Raw genomic sequence first — 14,151 nt, 5'->3', positions numbered from 1 at the left:
CGTCCTCTACTTGGCCGCGCTGCTGGCGCTAGCAGGCTGCTTCCACCACGTCGACAGCACCCACTCGTCCGCCGCGTAATACAGCGGCAGCGTCGACGGATACCCGAGCGTATTGCGATACGCAACGCGGTGCGTCGCCGAGTACCAGTGCGGCACCACATAGTAGCCATGCATCAGCACGCGATCGAGCGCATGCGTCGCGTCGACGAGCTGCTCGCGCGTCTGCGCACCGACGACCCTCTGCAGGATCGCATCGATGGCCGGCGACTTCACGCCCGCGAGATTGTCGGAGCCTTGCTCGTCCGCATGCTTGCTCGCAAAACGCGAGACCTGCTCGGTGCCCGGCACCTGCACGTCGGGCAGACGCACGCTCGTCATGTCGAAATCGAACGCGTCGAGGCGCTTCTGAATCAGCGCGTAATCGACGGTGCGGAAATTCATCGTGATGCCGAGCTTTTGCAGATTGCGGCCGAACGCGGCGGCGACCGGCTCCATCGACGCCCCGCCGCCCGTATCGTCCAGTATCTCGAAGACGAACGGCTGCCCCTTTGCGTTACGCAGCGCGCCATCGCGATACGTCCATCCCGCCTGCGCCAGCAACTCGCGCGCCTTGATGAGGTTCGCCCGCAGCGAGCCGGGCGGATCGGTGTCCGGTTGCTTCGGCATCTCGCCGAAGACGGCCGGATCGAGATTCTTGCGCAGCGGTTCGAGGATCGCGAGTTCGCCTTCGCTCGGCGTGCCCTTCGCCTGCAGATCGGTATTCACGAAGAAGCTGTCGGTCCGCTTGTACTGATTGAAGAACAACTGGCGATTGAGCCATTCGAAGTCGAGCGCGAGATCGAGCGCCTGACGCACGCGGACGTCCTTAAAAAGTGGCCGCCGCAGGTTCATGAAGAAGCCTTGCATGCCGGTGCCGTTGTGATGCGGAAACTCGCGCTTGATCAGTTCGCCGCTATCGAAGCGCTTGCCGATATCTCTGCGCACCCAGCTTCGCGCGACGTTTTCGACGAGCACGTCGTATTCGCCCGCCTTGAATGCTTCGAGCCGCGCGGTCGCATCGGAATAAAGCTTGTAGTCGATGCGCGCAAAGTTGTGCGTGCCGACGCGCACCGGCAGCGACGCGCCCCAATAGTTCGGGTCGCGCTTATAGGTGATCGTGCGGCCATTGTCGAACCTGTCGATCAGATAGTCGCCGCTCCCGATCGGCTTCTCGAACGCGAGTTGATCGAACGGAATGCGCGTGCCGTCCGGGCGCAGACCCCATTTGCGCGAGAACACCGGAATCCCGCCGGCGAGCAGCGGCATTTCGCGCGTCGCGACCTTGAATTCGAAGCGGATCGTGAGCCGGTCGACGACGACCGCACGCGCAATCTGTCCGAAGTACACCGAAAACTGCGGCGCGGCTTTCGGACTCTTGAGCGTTTCGAACGAGAACTTGACGTCTTCCGCGGTGACCGCATCGCCATTGGTGAAGCGCGCCTTCGGATTGATGTGGAAGGTCGTCGAAAGACCATCGGGCGCGACGACGATATCGTCGGCAAGGAGGCAATATGCGCTCGCGACTTCGTCGGAACTGCCTGTCGTCAGGCTTTCGAACATCAGCCCGAGGCCGGGCGCGGGATTGCCGCGCAGCGTGAACGGATTGAACTTGTCGAAGCTCGTGAGGCGGTTGGGATTCGCGAGCACCAGCGTGCCGTCGCGGGGCGCGTCGGGATTGACGTAATCGAAGTGCTTGAAACCGGGCGGATATTTGGGATCGCCGTATTGAGCGATGGCATGCGCCGCGTGCGCCGGACCGCCCGGATGCCAGGCGATCCACGCCGCCAGCGCGAGCGCCATGCACTTGCTCCAGACGGGCGATGATGCGATCGGCTTGGCGGACGTCGTCAGCCCGGTCATACGTTCCTTGCGAAATCGGTGGAGGCCCCGGCGCGATGAAAACGCGGCGGGCGAGGCCGTGAAGATGGCTTCAAGAAAGCCGGACCGCAGTGTCGATGTGAGAGAATTCTACCCAATCAAAACGCCGTCCGGTTCGGGCGCATGGCAGGCGTGAGCACGATGCTTGCCCGCCCCTCGGACCGATGCGCTCAGCACCCTGCGCGGAGCACGCACAACGCGGCCGCAATCGAGCCGCGCCGCGCGCCTCGCGTGACATTGACATTCAAGGAGCATTCATGGGCTTTCTCGCTGGAAAACGAATTCTGCTGACCGGCTTGCTGTCGAACCGCTCGATCGCTTATGGCATCGCGGAAGCCTGCAAGCGTGAAGGCGCGGAACTGGCGTTCACGTATGTCGGCGAGCGATTCAAGGACCGCATTACCGAATTCGCAACGGAGTTCGGCAGCGACATGGTCTATCCGTGCGACGTCGCCAGCGACGAGGAAATCGACGCCCTCTTCGCGTCGCTGAAGGAACGCTGGGGCACGCTCGACGGCCTCGTGCATTCCATCGGCTTCGCGCCGCGCGAGGCGATCGCAGGTAATTTCCTCGACGGCATGACGCGGGAGAACTTCCGCATCGCCCACGACATCTCCGCGTACAGCTTCCCGGCACTGGCCAAGGCGGCGCACCCGATGCTGTCGGACAGCGCGTCCTTGCTCACGTTGAGCTATCTCGGCGCGGAACGCGCGATTCCGAACTACAACACGATGGGCCTCGCCAAGGCGTCGCTCGAGGCGAGCGTGCGCTATCTGGCGGCATCGCTCGGCGAAAAAGGCGTGCGCGTGAACGGCATCTCGGCCGGCCCGATCAAGACGCTCGCGGCGAGCGGCATCAAGGGCTTCGGCAAGATTCTCGACTTCGTCGAAGATAACGCGCCGCTCAAGCGCAACGTGACCATCGAGCAAGTGGGCAATGTCGCGGCGTTCCTGCTGTCGGATCTGGCGGGCGGCGTGAGCGCGGAGATCGTTCACGTCGATTCCGGCTTCCACGCGGTCGTCGGCGGGATGGCGGGCATCGGCGAGTAACTTTTTTCTACGCCACCGCTAAAACAAAAGGGCTGCTTTCCTGGCGAAAGCGGCCCTTTTGCCCTTCAGGCGATGGCGTTAAGGGCCGTCGCTCAGTGGTGTCCGTGGCCGTTGCCATGGCCGTTTCCATGCCCATGACCGTGTTTGTCATGCCCCCTGCCGTGACCGTGATGCCGCTCCCAGTCGCCGCGATTCCAGTAGCGCCGGCCGTCCCAGTACCGGTCGTCGTGCCATCCGATGAACAGAGGCGGCGCTGCCTGATAGACAACGGGCGGCGGAGGCGGCGCATAGACCGGCGTCGGCACGACGTACACCGGCGCGGGCGTGCCGATATTGACGCCCACGTGGACATCCGCCGCTTGTGCCGTGCTGACGGCGGCGCTCGCGACGATACTGAGTGCGGCTGCGAGGATGCGCCCCGTAAGTATGGCTTTCATGGATAGGGACCTCGTTATTGGTGTTGGCGTACAGGAAATATAACGAAAGGCTTTCGAGCGGATATTTCAGCTTTGTAAGTTCTTTCGTGTTCTGACGTTACGTCAGAGGAAAGCTTACCTTTTGTTACATTCTGTCGCCACAGGCCAACGGTCGCGCGCACGGCGTTGACTGCGCCGGACAAAGAAAAAACCACCCGCGGGTGGTTTTTTTGTCGTCGTCTCGCGGGGACCAATGCCAGCCGTGATGCCCGTGATTCTCATGCCCGTAAGCATGGCCACGACCGTTGTGCCGATACCAGTCATCGCGATCCCAGTAACGACGTCCGTCGTAATAACGATCGCCATGCCAGCCGATGACGATGGCCGGCTGCGCATAGATCGGCGCGGGAGGCGGCGCATAAACGACGGGCGGCGGAGGCGGCGCGTACATGGGCGCGGGCGCGACGTACACAGGCGCCGGAACCCCAATGTTCACGCCTACGGAAACTCCCGCCATCGCCGCACCGGACGACATCAGACCGCCGATAACCAGCGCGTAAGCGACGGAAGCCTTCGATACCTTGTTCATGTGAAGCCTTACCTCGATGGGTGTTGGTTGTGTCGAGTGGACTATATCGAAGAATGGCGCGAGCAGTGTTCGACTTGGTAACGTCCTATTACCGAGTCCCAATCTTGCGAAAATGTAAGATAACGCTAAAGTACCGCGTTTTTTACACGTCGCGCTAATGCGATTCCGCCGTGGCTCATCGATTTCACTTCCCGTGTGCGATTGATTCACGTTCGCTGCTGGCCTCGCATCGCTTTCGGTCAGCAAAATCGGAATTGTCGGATAGCTTACGGCACGACTCCCATTGAGCATTGCGCCCGTCCGCGACGTTTGCGGATTGACAACCACAACAGCTCACAACATAGGGCAGACCATGAAATCCACCCGTCTGGCATTGACCGCAAGCGCAGTTGCATGCGCCGTTTTCACGCTCGCATCGTGCGGCAGCGTGGCCAACCTGAATCCCGACACGCTTCTTCAGTCGGGCCAACTGGCCACCTCCGCGCTCACGCTGAGCGACAGCGATGTCCGCGGTCTCTCCGACAAGTCCTGCGCGCAAATGGACACTGAGAACAAAATTGCGCCGGCATCGAGCCAGTACACGCAGCGCCTGAACCGCATTTCGAAGCAACTGGGCGACAACATCAACGGCGTGCCGGTCAACTACAAGGTGTACATGACGAAGGACGTCAATGCATGGGCGATGGCCAATGGCTGCGTGCGCGTATATAGCGGCCTGATGGACCTGATGAACGACGACGAAGTGCGCGGCGTCGTGGGCCACGAGATGGGTCACGTGGCGCTCGGCCATACGAAGAAGGCAATGCAGGTCGCCTACGCGACGTCGGCGGCGCGCTCGGTGGCGTCGGCGGCGGGCGGCGCGGTCGCGAGCCTGTCGGCTTCGCAACTCGGCGATCTGTCGGAGAAGTTCGTCAATGCGCAGTTCTCGCAGTCGCAGGAAAGCGCAGCGGACGACTACTCGTTCGATCAGCAGAAGAAGAAGGGTTACAACCCGGCCGGTCTGGTGACGGCGTTCCAGAAGCTGGCGGCGCTGGACGGCGGCAAGTCGAGCATGCTGAGCTCGCACCCGTCGTCGCCTTCGCGTGCGAAGCACATCGAAGAGCGCATTGCTTCGGGCAAGTAAGCGGAGTATCGACCGGCGGCAGCGTTGCCGCCGGTGACGTGCGTCGCGGGCGCCAACGCTCGCGACGCAAGACGTCGGCAATTAGAAGAAGTAATGCACGCCGACAGTCAGGCTATCGTTGCGACGATGCCCCTGATCGTAGCTCGCGGTATCGCCCGTGTACTCGCCGGCTACGCTCCAGTTCTTGTGAAACTTGTACTCGACGCCCGCGCCGTAATGCAGGCGCGTGTCCGGCCACGTGCCCGTGAAACCGATGCGCGCATACGGCATGATGTTCTGCTGAAGCGGCATGCCGAACTTGGCGTCGATGCCCGCGTCCTTCTTGGTGGTCGAGCCGCCGTGGAAATCGGCGAAGCCTTCCACGCCGATCACGAAGCGTTCCACATCGAAGTTATATCCGACCGTGAGGCCGGGGAAGAACGTCGTGTGCGTGTCGGTCTGATAATGACGGCCGGTTGCATCCGACCAGTTGAGCCCGAGCTTAGCGCCCGCGTACGGGCCAGCGAATTCGCTTGCTTGTGCGGTCACCGCGCCCAGCGCCAGGATAATGAGCGGCGCGACGAATTTTCTTAAACTTGCCATGATGTTTGGAACCTCGTTGTTGCTCGGTGCATCGGTCTTGCCTGCCGTTGCGTTTAATTGCTGAAGAAACAGCAACGCGCGAGGTTAGGTTCCAACAGTTCACTTCGGAAGCGGATTTGTCTTAAAGCGGGCTGGCGGGAAGGAGGCGGTAACAAAAAGACGCAGAGTCGGCGTTTTGGGACGTCCTGGTCTTGCGGAATGAGCGTGTGACTTTAGAGTGCGTGCGTCGGGTTCGATTATTTAGCATGACAGAATAAATATCGCGCGGAATCGTCAGCGTCTGGTTCGAGCGCGAGCGGGTCGCGACGCTACGACGTGTGCAGCCGCGCGAACGTTCCGTCAGTAAGGCGAACCTTCGGTAGACGTGCGGAGGTGCTGCGTCTTGTGTCCTCGAGCTAATTGCCGCCCCGTCCTGCCGAAAGCCATGCCGCCATTGCCACGTTGGCTGCTGCGGTGCCGAATGAATCGCCCAAACAAAAAGCCCCGCAAGGCGCAAACCTTGCGGGGCTTCTCTTCCTACCACTGGCGGAGACGGCGACCGCCTATTTGCATTCCGTCGAATGCCGCATCGAGCCAAAATCTCTATTCTGGACAACAATTTAGGTGCGCCCTGATACCTATCTATTCCACATCGTTCCACGTGGAAATGCTCATGGATCAAATCTCCGCCGCTCCTGACTCAATCGAGTCCGCCCTTTCCCTCGTCGCAAAGCAGACCGCAAATACGTTCCGCTTTCTTAAGCAGCAACGTGCAAATCTGCTGCGTGCGCGCGCCATCGCGGAACAAACGCGCAAAGCGAGCATGCTGGGTTCGCTCGAGCACGTCGCAGCAAAGGCACGTCTCACTGGTCTAATCATGAACTTAGGATGCTCCGGGATCAGACGCGCAGCGCGAAAGAGCACCGTAGACTGAAAGCTTGGTCTATCCGTTCGCGGATAACTTCAATGAGGAGACGGTGTGGATGGGCGCAGCTTGTCCTAGAGCTCGGGAAAGGCGTGCTGCTCTTGAAGTCCTGAAGATGACCGGAGAAGCGCTGACCGCCGCCAGCGGCGGCGCAATCGCGCTTGGACTGCCGCCAGCGTCGTGAACATCGCGTGTGAGCGCGGCCTGAGCCGATAGCGGAGCCGCCCCTCACAACGGGCGGCCTATACCTCTGGATGGCGTGCTATTGGGCAGCGCTACAGTCGCCCACGTCTCAATGTCGGCTCTGAGGAAAGCCTTGTCCGCATCAGGGTCACAATGACCCTATGTTTTTTCTCCTTGCTTAGCGCTTATCTCTCTTATTTCCAACGAATCAAACTCAACGAATAACTCGGCACCGGCTGTCGCGGCAATAAATGCGATAAGCCGTCCTGACACCTTTGAGAATCGATCCGATTGCGCAAGCGCCGTGAGTGCTTTGCTGTAGGATGCGTCGGAAGGGGAAATGATCATAATGTCGTAGACAATATTCAAAATTCCAAAATGTTGAACTGAACAGCGACTTGTCCCGACAAATTCGACTTCTGCTTGCCGCTTATCAAAACTCAGACTCAAAACCAATCGATTGCCTTCGCGTACCGAAAGGGCGTCGATGTGCCAGTCATGAAAATAAACGAGTTGTTTGAGGGTGTCCATAGTTTAGAAAATTGAGACGGGGTTCCCATTGTCACGCCCGCCGTTATCCCAATTATGCGAATGTGGCGCACCAAAGCCGTGGTCGTGACCAAAATCGATGTCTACGGCCGCGTTGCCGTTTTTATCGTAGTAGCGCCACTGTTTTTTTCCTGAGTCATTCTCAAGCCAGCTATTAGGAGGGCCGCCTGTGCTTGGCAACCATGCCGTTTGCTCTTCATCGCCGATCTCGTCCGGCTGATACTCGAACGGCTGCGCGTCACTGAGCAACGAACTGCCTTCGCCATCGTCAGTATCTCCGAAGCTCTTCAGCATCGAATTGCCGCCGCTATCCCCGCTCGAACCCGCGCCGCCAAGCATCGCCCCGGCGACCCGTTCAACCGCGCCAAGCCAGTCAAAACCGCTTCCACTACCACCTGAACCACCGACCGCGCTTGCCGTGGCGGCAGCTTTGGCTGCAACTCGGCTGGACACGTATGGCGTGTCATCGATGAAGAAACCGTTCGCATCGAGCGGTGAATACTGGCCATTACAGAACCCGTAGACCGTAGGCTTCGGATCGGGTGTCCGCTTCGGCCAGCTTTGCGGCGCGTATTGCCGGGCGACCCGCCGACTACCCCGCCAAGCGCGGTCAATGGCAGGAATGAGTTGACCATCGCGTACCGCATCGCGAAGAATACACGTGATATCGTCCCCATCGACCGGCGGAGACAATCCCGAGATGCTCAAGTGTGCGCGGATAAAGGCAGCATACTCACCGAAATCCCTACAGGCGCGTGCGGCGCAGCGGTCGATGGAAAGTCGGAACAACCGGTCGAAGTCTCGCTGATCTTGCTCGATCTGTTCTTCGCACTCCTTGCGTGCTTTCTGACGCTCTTCGTAAGAGAGCTTCCAGCCGCGATCAACGTCCTGCACATCGCGGGCAGGTACAAGCGAACACTGCCAGTCGCTCGTTAGCGGCACCCACAACGCGTTATACGAACGCCCCCATTCTGGAAACGACATGTCACCTCCATCTTTAGCAGGAGTGCGAATCGTAAACGAGTGATGATGTGTATTTCGAGCCGCATCTCAATAATGCGAAGGGCGGCGCGATCACTTGCCAAGGACGCGCTTCGCCCTACTTCCGTCACCGGGCGGCGCAGCCCCAACAAGTCCGTGACGGTGATGCGCCCGTGTAAGCTTATTCGGCACCGTAGCGCAAGCGCTCGCTTCGCAGGGGCCACGGGCCTAGCCACGTTCGCTGGCCCACCGCGGAAGCTGCGGCGGCACCCGTAGGCCGTCGCAATGGCATATATCGATGCGAACGGAAACGCTTCGATGTCAGGTCAACGGCACATCGAGGTTTTTCAACAGACCTGGGTCATTTTGTGGGCCGGAAGAGCAAAAGCCCCGCAAGGCACAAACCTTACGGGGCTTTTCTTCCTACCACTGGCGGAGACGGAGGGATTCGAACCCTCGATCCAGTTTTTAGCCAGATGCTCCCTTAGCAGGGGAGTGCCTTCGACCTCTCGGCCACGTCTCCCAAACTTTTCGTCGCACCGGGAGTGCAGTGCAACGAGATCGAGATAATAGCGTGTTCCCCGGCAGTGGTCAAATTCACATGACGATTTTTTCCAATGGATCGACCACGAATGTTCCCGACGCCGACCACCGGAGCAAACCCCGCGCTTCTTACGCGCGATCCAGCTCGAACGCCTTGTGCAGCGCGCGCACCGCCAGCTCGGTGTATTTCTCGTCGATCAGCACCGAGATCTTGATTTCAGAAGTCGAGATCATCTGGATGTTGATGCCCTCTTCCGACAGCGTGCGGAACATCGTGCTCGCGATGCCCACGTGCGAACGCATGCCGACGCCCACCACCGACACCTTCGACACCTTCGGGTCGCCCAGAACCGTCTCCGCCTGCACGTGCCCCTTCACCTGACCGTTCAGGATTTCGAGTGCGCGCTGATAGTCGCCGCGGCCGACCGTGAACGTGAAGTCGGTCTTGCCGTTCACGCTCTGGTTCTGGATGATCATGTCGATGTCGATGTTCGCATCGGCCACCGGCCCGAGAATCTGATACGCGACGCCCGGCTTGTCGGGCACGCCCATGACCGCGATGCGCGCTTCGTCGCGCTGGAACGCGATGCCAGAAATCACTGCTTTTTCCATGTTCTCGTCTTCTTCAAAAGTAATCAGGGTGCCCGAGTGCATCTCTTCCTCGAGCGCCATCAGCGGGTCGGTCAGGCTGGAAAGCACACGCGTCTTCACCTGATACTTGCCGGCGAATTCCACCGAGCGGATTTGCAGGACCTTCGAGCCGAGACTCGCCATCTCCAGCATCTCTTCGAAGGTCACGCGGTCGAGCCGGCGCGCATCGTCGACGACGCGCGGGTCGGTCGTATACACGCCGTCGACATCCGTGTAGATGAGGCATTCGTCGGCCTTCAGCGCCGCCGCGATCGCGACCGCCGACGTGTCCGAGCCGCCCCGTCCGAGCGTCGCGATGTGCCCTTCCGGATCGACGCCCTGGAAGCCCGTAATGACCACGACCTTGCCGGCATCGAGATCGTTGAGCACGCGCTCACCGTCGATTTCGCTGATGCGCGCCTTCGTGAACGCGCTGTCCGTCTTGATCGGCACTTGCCAGCCGGCATAACTCACGGCGTCGAGACCTTCGGCGTGCAGCGCGATGGCCAGAAGGCCGACGCTGACCTGCTCGCCCGTGGAGGCAATCATGTCGAGTTCGCGCGGGTCCGGGTTCGCCGTGATGTCTTTTGCGAGGCCGAGCAAGCGATTCGTTTCGCCGGACATCGCCGACGGCACGACGACCATCTTGTGGCCGGCCTTGTGCCATTTGGCGACGCGCTTGGCGACGTTCTTGATGCGCTCGACCGAGCCCATCGAAGTGCCGCCGTATTTGTGTACGATGAGTGCCATTGTCGTTTTGAACAGAAGGGAAACACGCGCTGACGCGCTCAATGCAAGGTGCTGTGCGTTGCTCGACCGCTTCGGGGATGGATGAAGCCAGCAACGATACGCGGGATGCCGCCGCATGCCCGCCTTGCGGTCAGAACTCACGCAAGTGTGCTCAAGAGGTGCGTCAAGGGCGCGCGTTTGCAGGCGAAATTCGCGTCTTTTGAACGGAGATGCTGCGCAAAGCGCGTGGCGGGCAAGCGAGCTACGGTACCCGATCGAGGCCGAAATTACAAGATTGCACGCTTGCAACGGCCATTTTACCGGCTCGCGCGCAACGTCGCCGCTTCAGGCCAGCAGCAGGTCGGGCCGCCACACGATGCGGCGTAGCGGAGCGTTCGCGCTGTCCGGTCCGATCTCCGGCGCGACCTCACGATTCACGCCGATGCACGGCACGAACAGCAGCGCATCGCGGATGAAGAGCAACGGGACATCGCGTTTCCACGCCGGCACCCCGCGCTCCTGAAACAGGTTCTTGAGCGTGCGGCTCGGCGCATCCGCCGCGAGGCGCATCCGCTCGCCGCCCGCCCGCGAACGCGCGACGAGCGGCGCCGCGCGAAGCAAACCTTCCGCGATCACATCGGCGCCGGGCGTATCGACGGGCTCGAACACGAACGATCCCCGCCACTGCGGCAAGCGCCAGACCTCATCGCCTTGCCAGCGCAACTCGCCGGGCGCTCGCGCGATGGCCGCGCCCTGATCGAAATCGGGCGCATCAGCGCTATCGCCCTGCTCCCAGAACAACGCATTGCGATACACCCGCAGGCACTGCCCCGCATGATCGACGCGCAATGCGTGACCATCGCGCGCACGCGCCGCGTCCCGAAGCTGGCGCAGCATATCCGCGCTGCGCGCCGTCGATGCCGCCGGCAAGCCGCACACGCGCATCCAGTAGCGCAGCAGATTGATCGCGCGTTCGTCGTCGAGTGCGAGCAGCGTATCGAGCGCGAGCGCGCCCTCTTCGTCGCCGCGCGCCGTATCGAAGTCGATGCGCGCGAGGTCATCGAGCAGCCGCTGCGCCGAAGCCGCATGCGACGCCGTGCGCGCGAGCGCATCGCGAAAGCCGGGGAAATGCACGGCGAGCACCGGCAGCACGTCATGCCGCAGCGCGTTGCGCGCATAGCGAGTGTCGGCGTTGGACTCGTCGTCGATCCAGGTGAGATCGCGCTCGTGCGCGTATTGCTCCAGTTGCGCACGCAAGAGCCGCAACAGCGGACGCAGGCGCGGCGTCGCGCCACCGAGACGCTGCGGGGCCATCGCGGCCAGACCCGCGACGCCCGCGCCGCGCAACAACTGCAGCAGCACCGTCTCGGCCTGATCGTCGGCGTGATGCGCAATCAGCAGCGCCGACGCACCCGCTTCATCGCACATGTCGTCGAGGGCGCGGTAACGCGCATCGCGGGCGGCGGCTTCCAGGCTCTCGCCGCCCGAACGCATCACCTCGACGTGACGCGACGCATGGCGCACTTCGAGCGACGCAGCGAAGGCGGCGCAATGTGCGGCCCACGCATCGGCGTTCGGGCTCAGGCCGTGATGAACGTGCAGCGCCACGACGCGCGCCGCGCCGAAACAGCGCACGGCGGCATCGACGAGAACAGTGGAATCGAGACCGCCGCTCAGCGCGACGGCGAGCCGCGCATCGGAGGGCAGCGCGGCATCCGACACCGCAGCGCGCACCGCCTCGAGAACGAGGCGGCCGGCCGGGGTGTCGGTATCGGAGATCACGAGGACACGTGAAAGAGAGAAGGCCCGCTCATGCGCCGGGCAGCGATTCCTTGAACTTGCCGTATGCCATCAGCTTGTCGAAACGGCGATCGCGCAATTCCTGCACGCTCATGCCCTGGAACTGGCGCAGCGAGTCTGCGAGCGCACGCCGCAGCATCGCGGCCATGCCCTTCGGATCGCGATGCGCGCCGCCGAGCGGCTCGTTCACGATCTTGTCGATGAGCCCGAGAGCCTTCAGGCGATGCGCCGTCAAGCCGAGCGCTTCGGCCGCTTCCGGCGCCTTCGCCGCGCTCTTCCAAAGAATGGACGCACAGCCTTCCGGCGAGATCACGGAGTACGTGGAGAACTGGAGCATCATCACCGTATCGGCGACGGCGATGGCCAGCGCGCCGCCCGAACCGCCTTCGCCGATGATCGTCGTAATGATCGGCGTCTTGAGCTCCGCCATCACGTAAAGATTGCGTCCGATCGCTTCCGACTGTCCGCGCTCTTCCGCGCCGATGCCCGGATACGCGCCCGGCGTATCGACGAACGTGAAGATCGGCATGCCGAACTTCTCGGCGAGACGCATGAGCCGCTCGGCCTTGCGATAGCCTTCCGGACGCGGCATGCCGAAGTTGCGCAGCGCCCGCTCTTTCGTGTCGCGGCCCTTCTGATGGCCGATCACCATGCACGGCTGGCCGTTGAAACGCGCGAAGCCGCCGACGATCGCGAGGTCATCGGCGAATGAACGATCCCCATGCAGTTCATGGAAGTCGGTGAAAAGCTCGTTCACGTAGTCGAGCGTGTACGGACGCTGCGGGTGACGCGCGATCTGCGAAACCTGCCACGGAGACAGGTTGGCGTAGAGATCCTTCGTGAGCTGCTGGCTCTTCTTGGAGAGCCGCTCGATTTCTTCCGAGATGTCGACAGCGGAATCGTCCTGAACGAAGCGGAGTTCTTCGATCTTCGCTTCGAGTTCAGCGATCGGCTGCTCGAAATCCAGAAACGTGGTCTTCATGTGTTCGAGTCCTAGGAACAACGGGCAGGGCGCAGGGGCGTCTATTCTAACCGCGTCCGTCCCTGATAAATACGCGCGGAAGCTATCGATTATAAAGCAACGATAGCGCGCTAATTGCTGTGTGAAATCAGTGGTCTGCGGGAATCGGGTTGAGGCTGCGCCACATGTACCACGTCGCGACCGTGCGCCACGGCTCCCAGTTCGCCGCGACTTCGCGCGCTTCGCTGCGCGTGACGGGTTCGCCGCTGAAGTAATTGACGCTGATCGCCTGGATCAGGCCCAAGTCGTCGAGCGGCAGGACGTCCGGGCGCGACAGATTGAAGATGAGGAACATCTCTGCCGTCCATCGACCGATGCCGCGAATCTGCGTCAGCTCGGCGATGACGGCTTCGTCGTCCATCGACGCCCACGTGTCGACATGCAGCACGCCCGACACGAAATGCTGCGCGAGATCCAAGATGTACTCGGTCTTGCGCTTCGACAGTCCGCACGCCTGAAGCTTCTCCGGCCCGAGCTTGATGAACTGCGCGGGCACGACTTCCGGACACGCGGTCTTCACGCGCTCCCAGATGGCTTGCGCGGCTTTGACCGAAATCTGCTGTCCGGCAACCGACCGTGCGAGCGTCGAGAAGGGATCGCCCAGATTGACGAGATGGATCTCGCCGAACTTCGGAATCAGTTTTTTGAGGATACGGTCGCGCTTCATTAGATCAGCGCATGCCTTGTCCCAATAGTCAGGACGCGTGGCTTCGCGCGTCAGGCCGCCGACTTGCACCGATACCTCGGCATCCGCCGTGACGACGCGCGACTTGCGCACGACTTCGCCGTGCTCCTTGTCGGCGACGAGCGCCTGTGCGTTGGCGGCATCGGCCGCGACAGCGCGGCCATTGCCCTTCGCCGGCTGCGCTTCCGCTTCCACGGTGCGCGGCTTCGACGCACGCGCGGATACATCCTCGCCGTTGCCGCGCCGCGCGCTGCTTACGCTGTCGCTCGCCGCACGCAGCGAGATCGCGCGCTTGGCCGCGGTCTTGCGGGCCGTCGCCGTCGTTGCACCATTGCTCTTCTGCGTCGTCGATTCCGGTTGCGCACCGCGCGCGCGCTTCGTTGCGGGCGACGCGGCGCTTCCTGACGCGGGTCGCTTGACCGGCGTCTTCCTGGCCGTTGCCATCTTGCC

12 protein-coding genes, 1 tRNA gene and 1 pseudogene are annotated in these 14,151 nt (G+C 61.8%); 3 read left to right on the top strand and 11 right to left on the bottom strand.

Going from position 1 to position 14,151, the window contains the following annotated elements; genetic code table 11:
- Positions 1-6: 6 nt before the first annotated feature.
- A complete protein-coding gene (locus LDZ21_RS05180) occupies positions 7-1,839 on the bottom strand; it encodes an extracellular solute-binding protein (protein ID WP_244794769.1) in 1,833 nt (610 codons plus the stop codon).
- 335 nt (positions 1,840-2,174) lie between these two features.
- On the opposite strand from LDZ21_RS05180, the gene fabI reads away from it, so the two are divergent.
- On the top strand, positions 2,175-2,966 hold the full coding sequence (fabI, locus tag LDZ21_RS05175; protein WP_244794497.1) for an enoyl-ACP reductase FabI: 792 nt from the start codon (positions 2,175-2,177) through the stop codon (positions 2,964-2,966).
- 92 nt (positions 2,967-3,058) lie between these two features.
- Here fabI and LDZ21_RS05170 read toward each other — a convergent pair whose 3' ends face one another.
- Positions 3,059-3,403: a hypothetical protein gene (locus LDZ21_RS05170; RefSeq protein ID WP_035959403.1), complete on the bottom strand. Its 345-nt coding sequence runs from the start codon at positions 3,401-3,403 to the stop codon at positions 3,059-3,061.
- 235 nt (positions 3,404-3,638) lie between these two features.
- Positions 3,639-3,971 (bottom strand): annotated as a pseudogene (locus LDZ21_RS05165) (hypothetical protein); the annotation flags it as partial.
- Positions 3,972-4,323: 352 nt separating this feature from the next.
- Here LDZ21_RS05165 and loiP point away from each other — a divergent pair.
- The gene (gene loiP, locus LDZ21_RS05160) at positions 4,324-5,094 is read left to right on the top strand and encodes a metalloprotease LoiP (RefSeq protein ID WP_244794495.1); all 771 of its coding nucleotides are present in this window, start codon (positions 4,324-4,326) and stop codon (positions 5,092-5,094) included.
- 81 nt (positions 5,095-5,175) lie between these two features.
- Here loiP and LDZ21_RS05155 read toward each other — a convergent pair whose 3' ends face one another.
- Positions 5,176-5,676 carry a porin family protein gene (locus LDZ21_RS05155; RefSeq protein WP_244794493.1) on the bottom strand — a complete coding sequence of 167 codons (501 nt, stop codon included), beginning with the start codon at positions 5,674-5,676 and terminating at the stop codon, positions 5,176-5,178.
- Positions 5,677-6,328: 652 nt separating this feature from the next.
- On the opposite strand from LDZ21_RS05155, the gene LDZ21_RS05150 reads away from it, so the two are divergent.
- Positions 6,329-6,589, top strand: a complete 261-nt coding sequence (locus LDZ21_RS05150; RefSeq protein WP_244794491.1) for a hypothetical protein — start codon at positions 6,329-6,331, stop codon at positions 6,587-6,589.
- Positions 6,590-6,922: 333 nt separating this feature from the next.
- Here LDZ21_RS05150 and LDZ21_RS05145 read toward each other — a convergent pair whose 3' ends face one another.
- The 7 genes from LDZ21_RS05145 to LDZ21_RS05115 form a co-directional block, all read right to left on the bottom strand.
- Entirely contained in the window at positions 6,923-7,294 is a 372-nt protein-coding gene (locus LDZ21_RS05145; protein WP_244794489.1) for a hypothetical protein, read from the bottom strand.
- A gap of 3 nt (positions 7,295-7,297) precedes the next feature.
- The gene (locus tag LDZ21_RS05140) at positions 7,298-8,296 is read right to left on the bottom strand and encodes a hypothetical protein (protein ID WP_244794487.1); all 999 of its coding nucleotides are present in this window, start codon (positions 8,294-8,296) and stop codon (positions 7,298-7,300) included.
- 427 nt (positions 8,297-8,723) lie between these two features.
- Positions 8,724-8,816, bottom strand: a tRNA-Ser gene (locus tag LDZ21_RS05135).
- 149 nt (positions 8,817-8,965) lie between these two features.
- Positions 8,966-10,216 carry an aspartate kinase gene (locus tag LDZ21_RS05130; RefSeq protein WP_244794485.1) on the bottom strand — a complete coding sequence of 417 codons (1,251 nt, stop codon included), beginning with the start codon at positions 10,214-10,216 and terminating at the stop codon, positions 8,966-8,968.
- 324 nt (positions 10,217-10,540) lie between these two features.
- Positions 10,541-11,977 (bottom strand): tRNA lysidine(34) synthetase TilS, encoded by a 1,437-nt coding sequence (tilS, locus tag LDZ21_RS05125; protein ID WP_244794484.1) that lies wholly within the window; start codon positions 11,975-11,977, stop codon positions 10,541-10,543.
- Positions 11,978-12,005: 28 nt separating this feature from the next.
- Positions 12,006-12,977: an acetyl-CoA carboxylase carboxyltransferase subunit alpha gene (locus tag LDZ21_RS05120; RefSeq protein WP_244794483.1), complete on the bottom strand. Its 972-nt coding sequence runs from the start codon at positions 12,975-12,977 to the stop codon at positions 12,006-12,008.
- Between the two features lie 127 nt (positions 12,978-13,104).
- A complete protein-coding gene (locus tag LDZ21_RS05115) occupies positions 13,105-14,145 on the bottom strand; it encodes a DNA-3-methyladenine glycosylase family protein (protein WP_035959410.1) in 1,041 nt (346 codons plus the stop codon).
- Positions 14,146-14,151 lie beyond the last annotated feature (6 nt).

Source organism: Caballeronia grimmiae (assembly GCF_022879615.1).
Lineage (GTDB): Bacteria > Pseudomonadota > Gammaproteobacteria > Burkholderiales > Burkholderiaceae > Caballeronia > Caballeronia grimmiae.
The sequence above is the reverse complement of the archived record's forward strand: the minus strand, read 5'-3'. Positions and strand labels throughout refer to the sequence as shown.

Coding starts and splice junctions, on each gene's coding strand:
- LDZ21_RS05150 (WP_244794491.1), top strand. CDS start 6,329: ATGGATCAAATCTCCGCCGCTCCTGACTCAATCGAGTCCGCCCTTTCC.
- LDZ21_RS05140 (WP_244794487.1), bottom strand. CDS start 8,296: ATGTCGTTTCCAGAATGGGGGCGTTCGTATAACGCGTTGTGGGTGCCG.
- LDZ21_RS05155 (WP_244794493.1), bottom strand. CDS start 5,676: ATGGCAAGTTTAAGAAAATTCGTCGCGCCGCTCATTATCCTGGCGCTG.
- LDZ21_RS05130 (WP_244794485.1), bottom strand. CDS start 10,216: ATGGCACTCATCGTACACAAATACGGCGGCACTTCGATGGGCTCGGTC.
- LDZ21_RS05120 (WP_244794483.1), bottom strand. CDS start 12,977: ATGAAGACCACGTTTCTGGATTTCGAGCAGCCGATCGCTGAACTCGAA.
- LDZ21_RS05115 (WP_035959410.1), bottom strand. CDS start 14,145: ATGGCAACGGCCAGGAAGACGCCGGTCAAGCGACCCGCGTCAGGAAGC.
- fabI (WP_244794497.1), top strand. CDS start 2,175: ATGGGCTTTCTCGCTGGAAAACGAATTCTGCTGACCGGCTTGCTGTCG.
- loiP (WP_244794495.1), top strand. CDS start 4,324: ATGAAATCCACCCGTCTGGCATTGACCGCAAGCGCAGTTGCATGCGCC.
- LDZ21_RS05145 (WP_244794489.1), bottom strand. CDS start 7,294: ATGGACACCCTCAAACAACTCGTTTATTTTCATGACTGGCACATCGAC.
- LDZ21_RS05180 (WP_244794769.1), bottom strand. CDS start 1,839: ATGGCGCTCGCGCTGGCGGCGTGGATCGCCTGGCATCCGGGCGGTCCG.
- LDZ21_RS05170 (WP_035959403.1), bottom strand. CDS start 3,403: ATGAAAGCCATACTTACGGGGCGCATCCTCGCAGCCGCACTCAGTATC.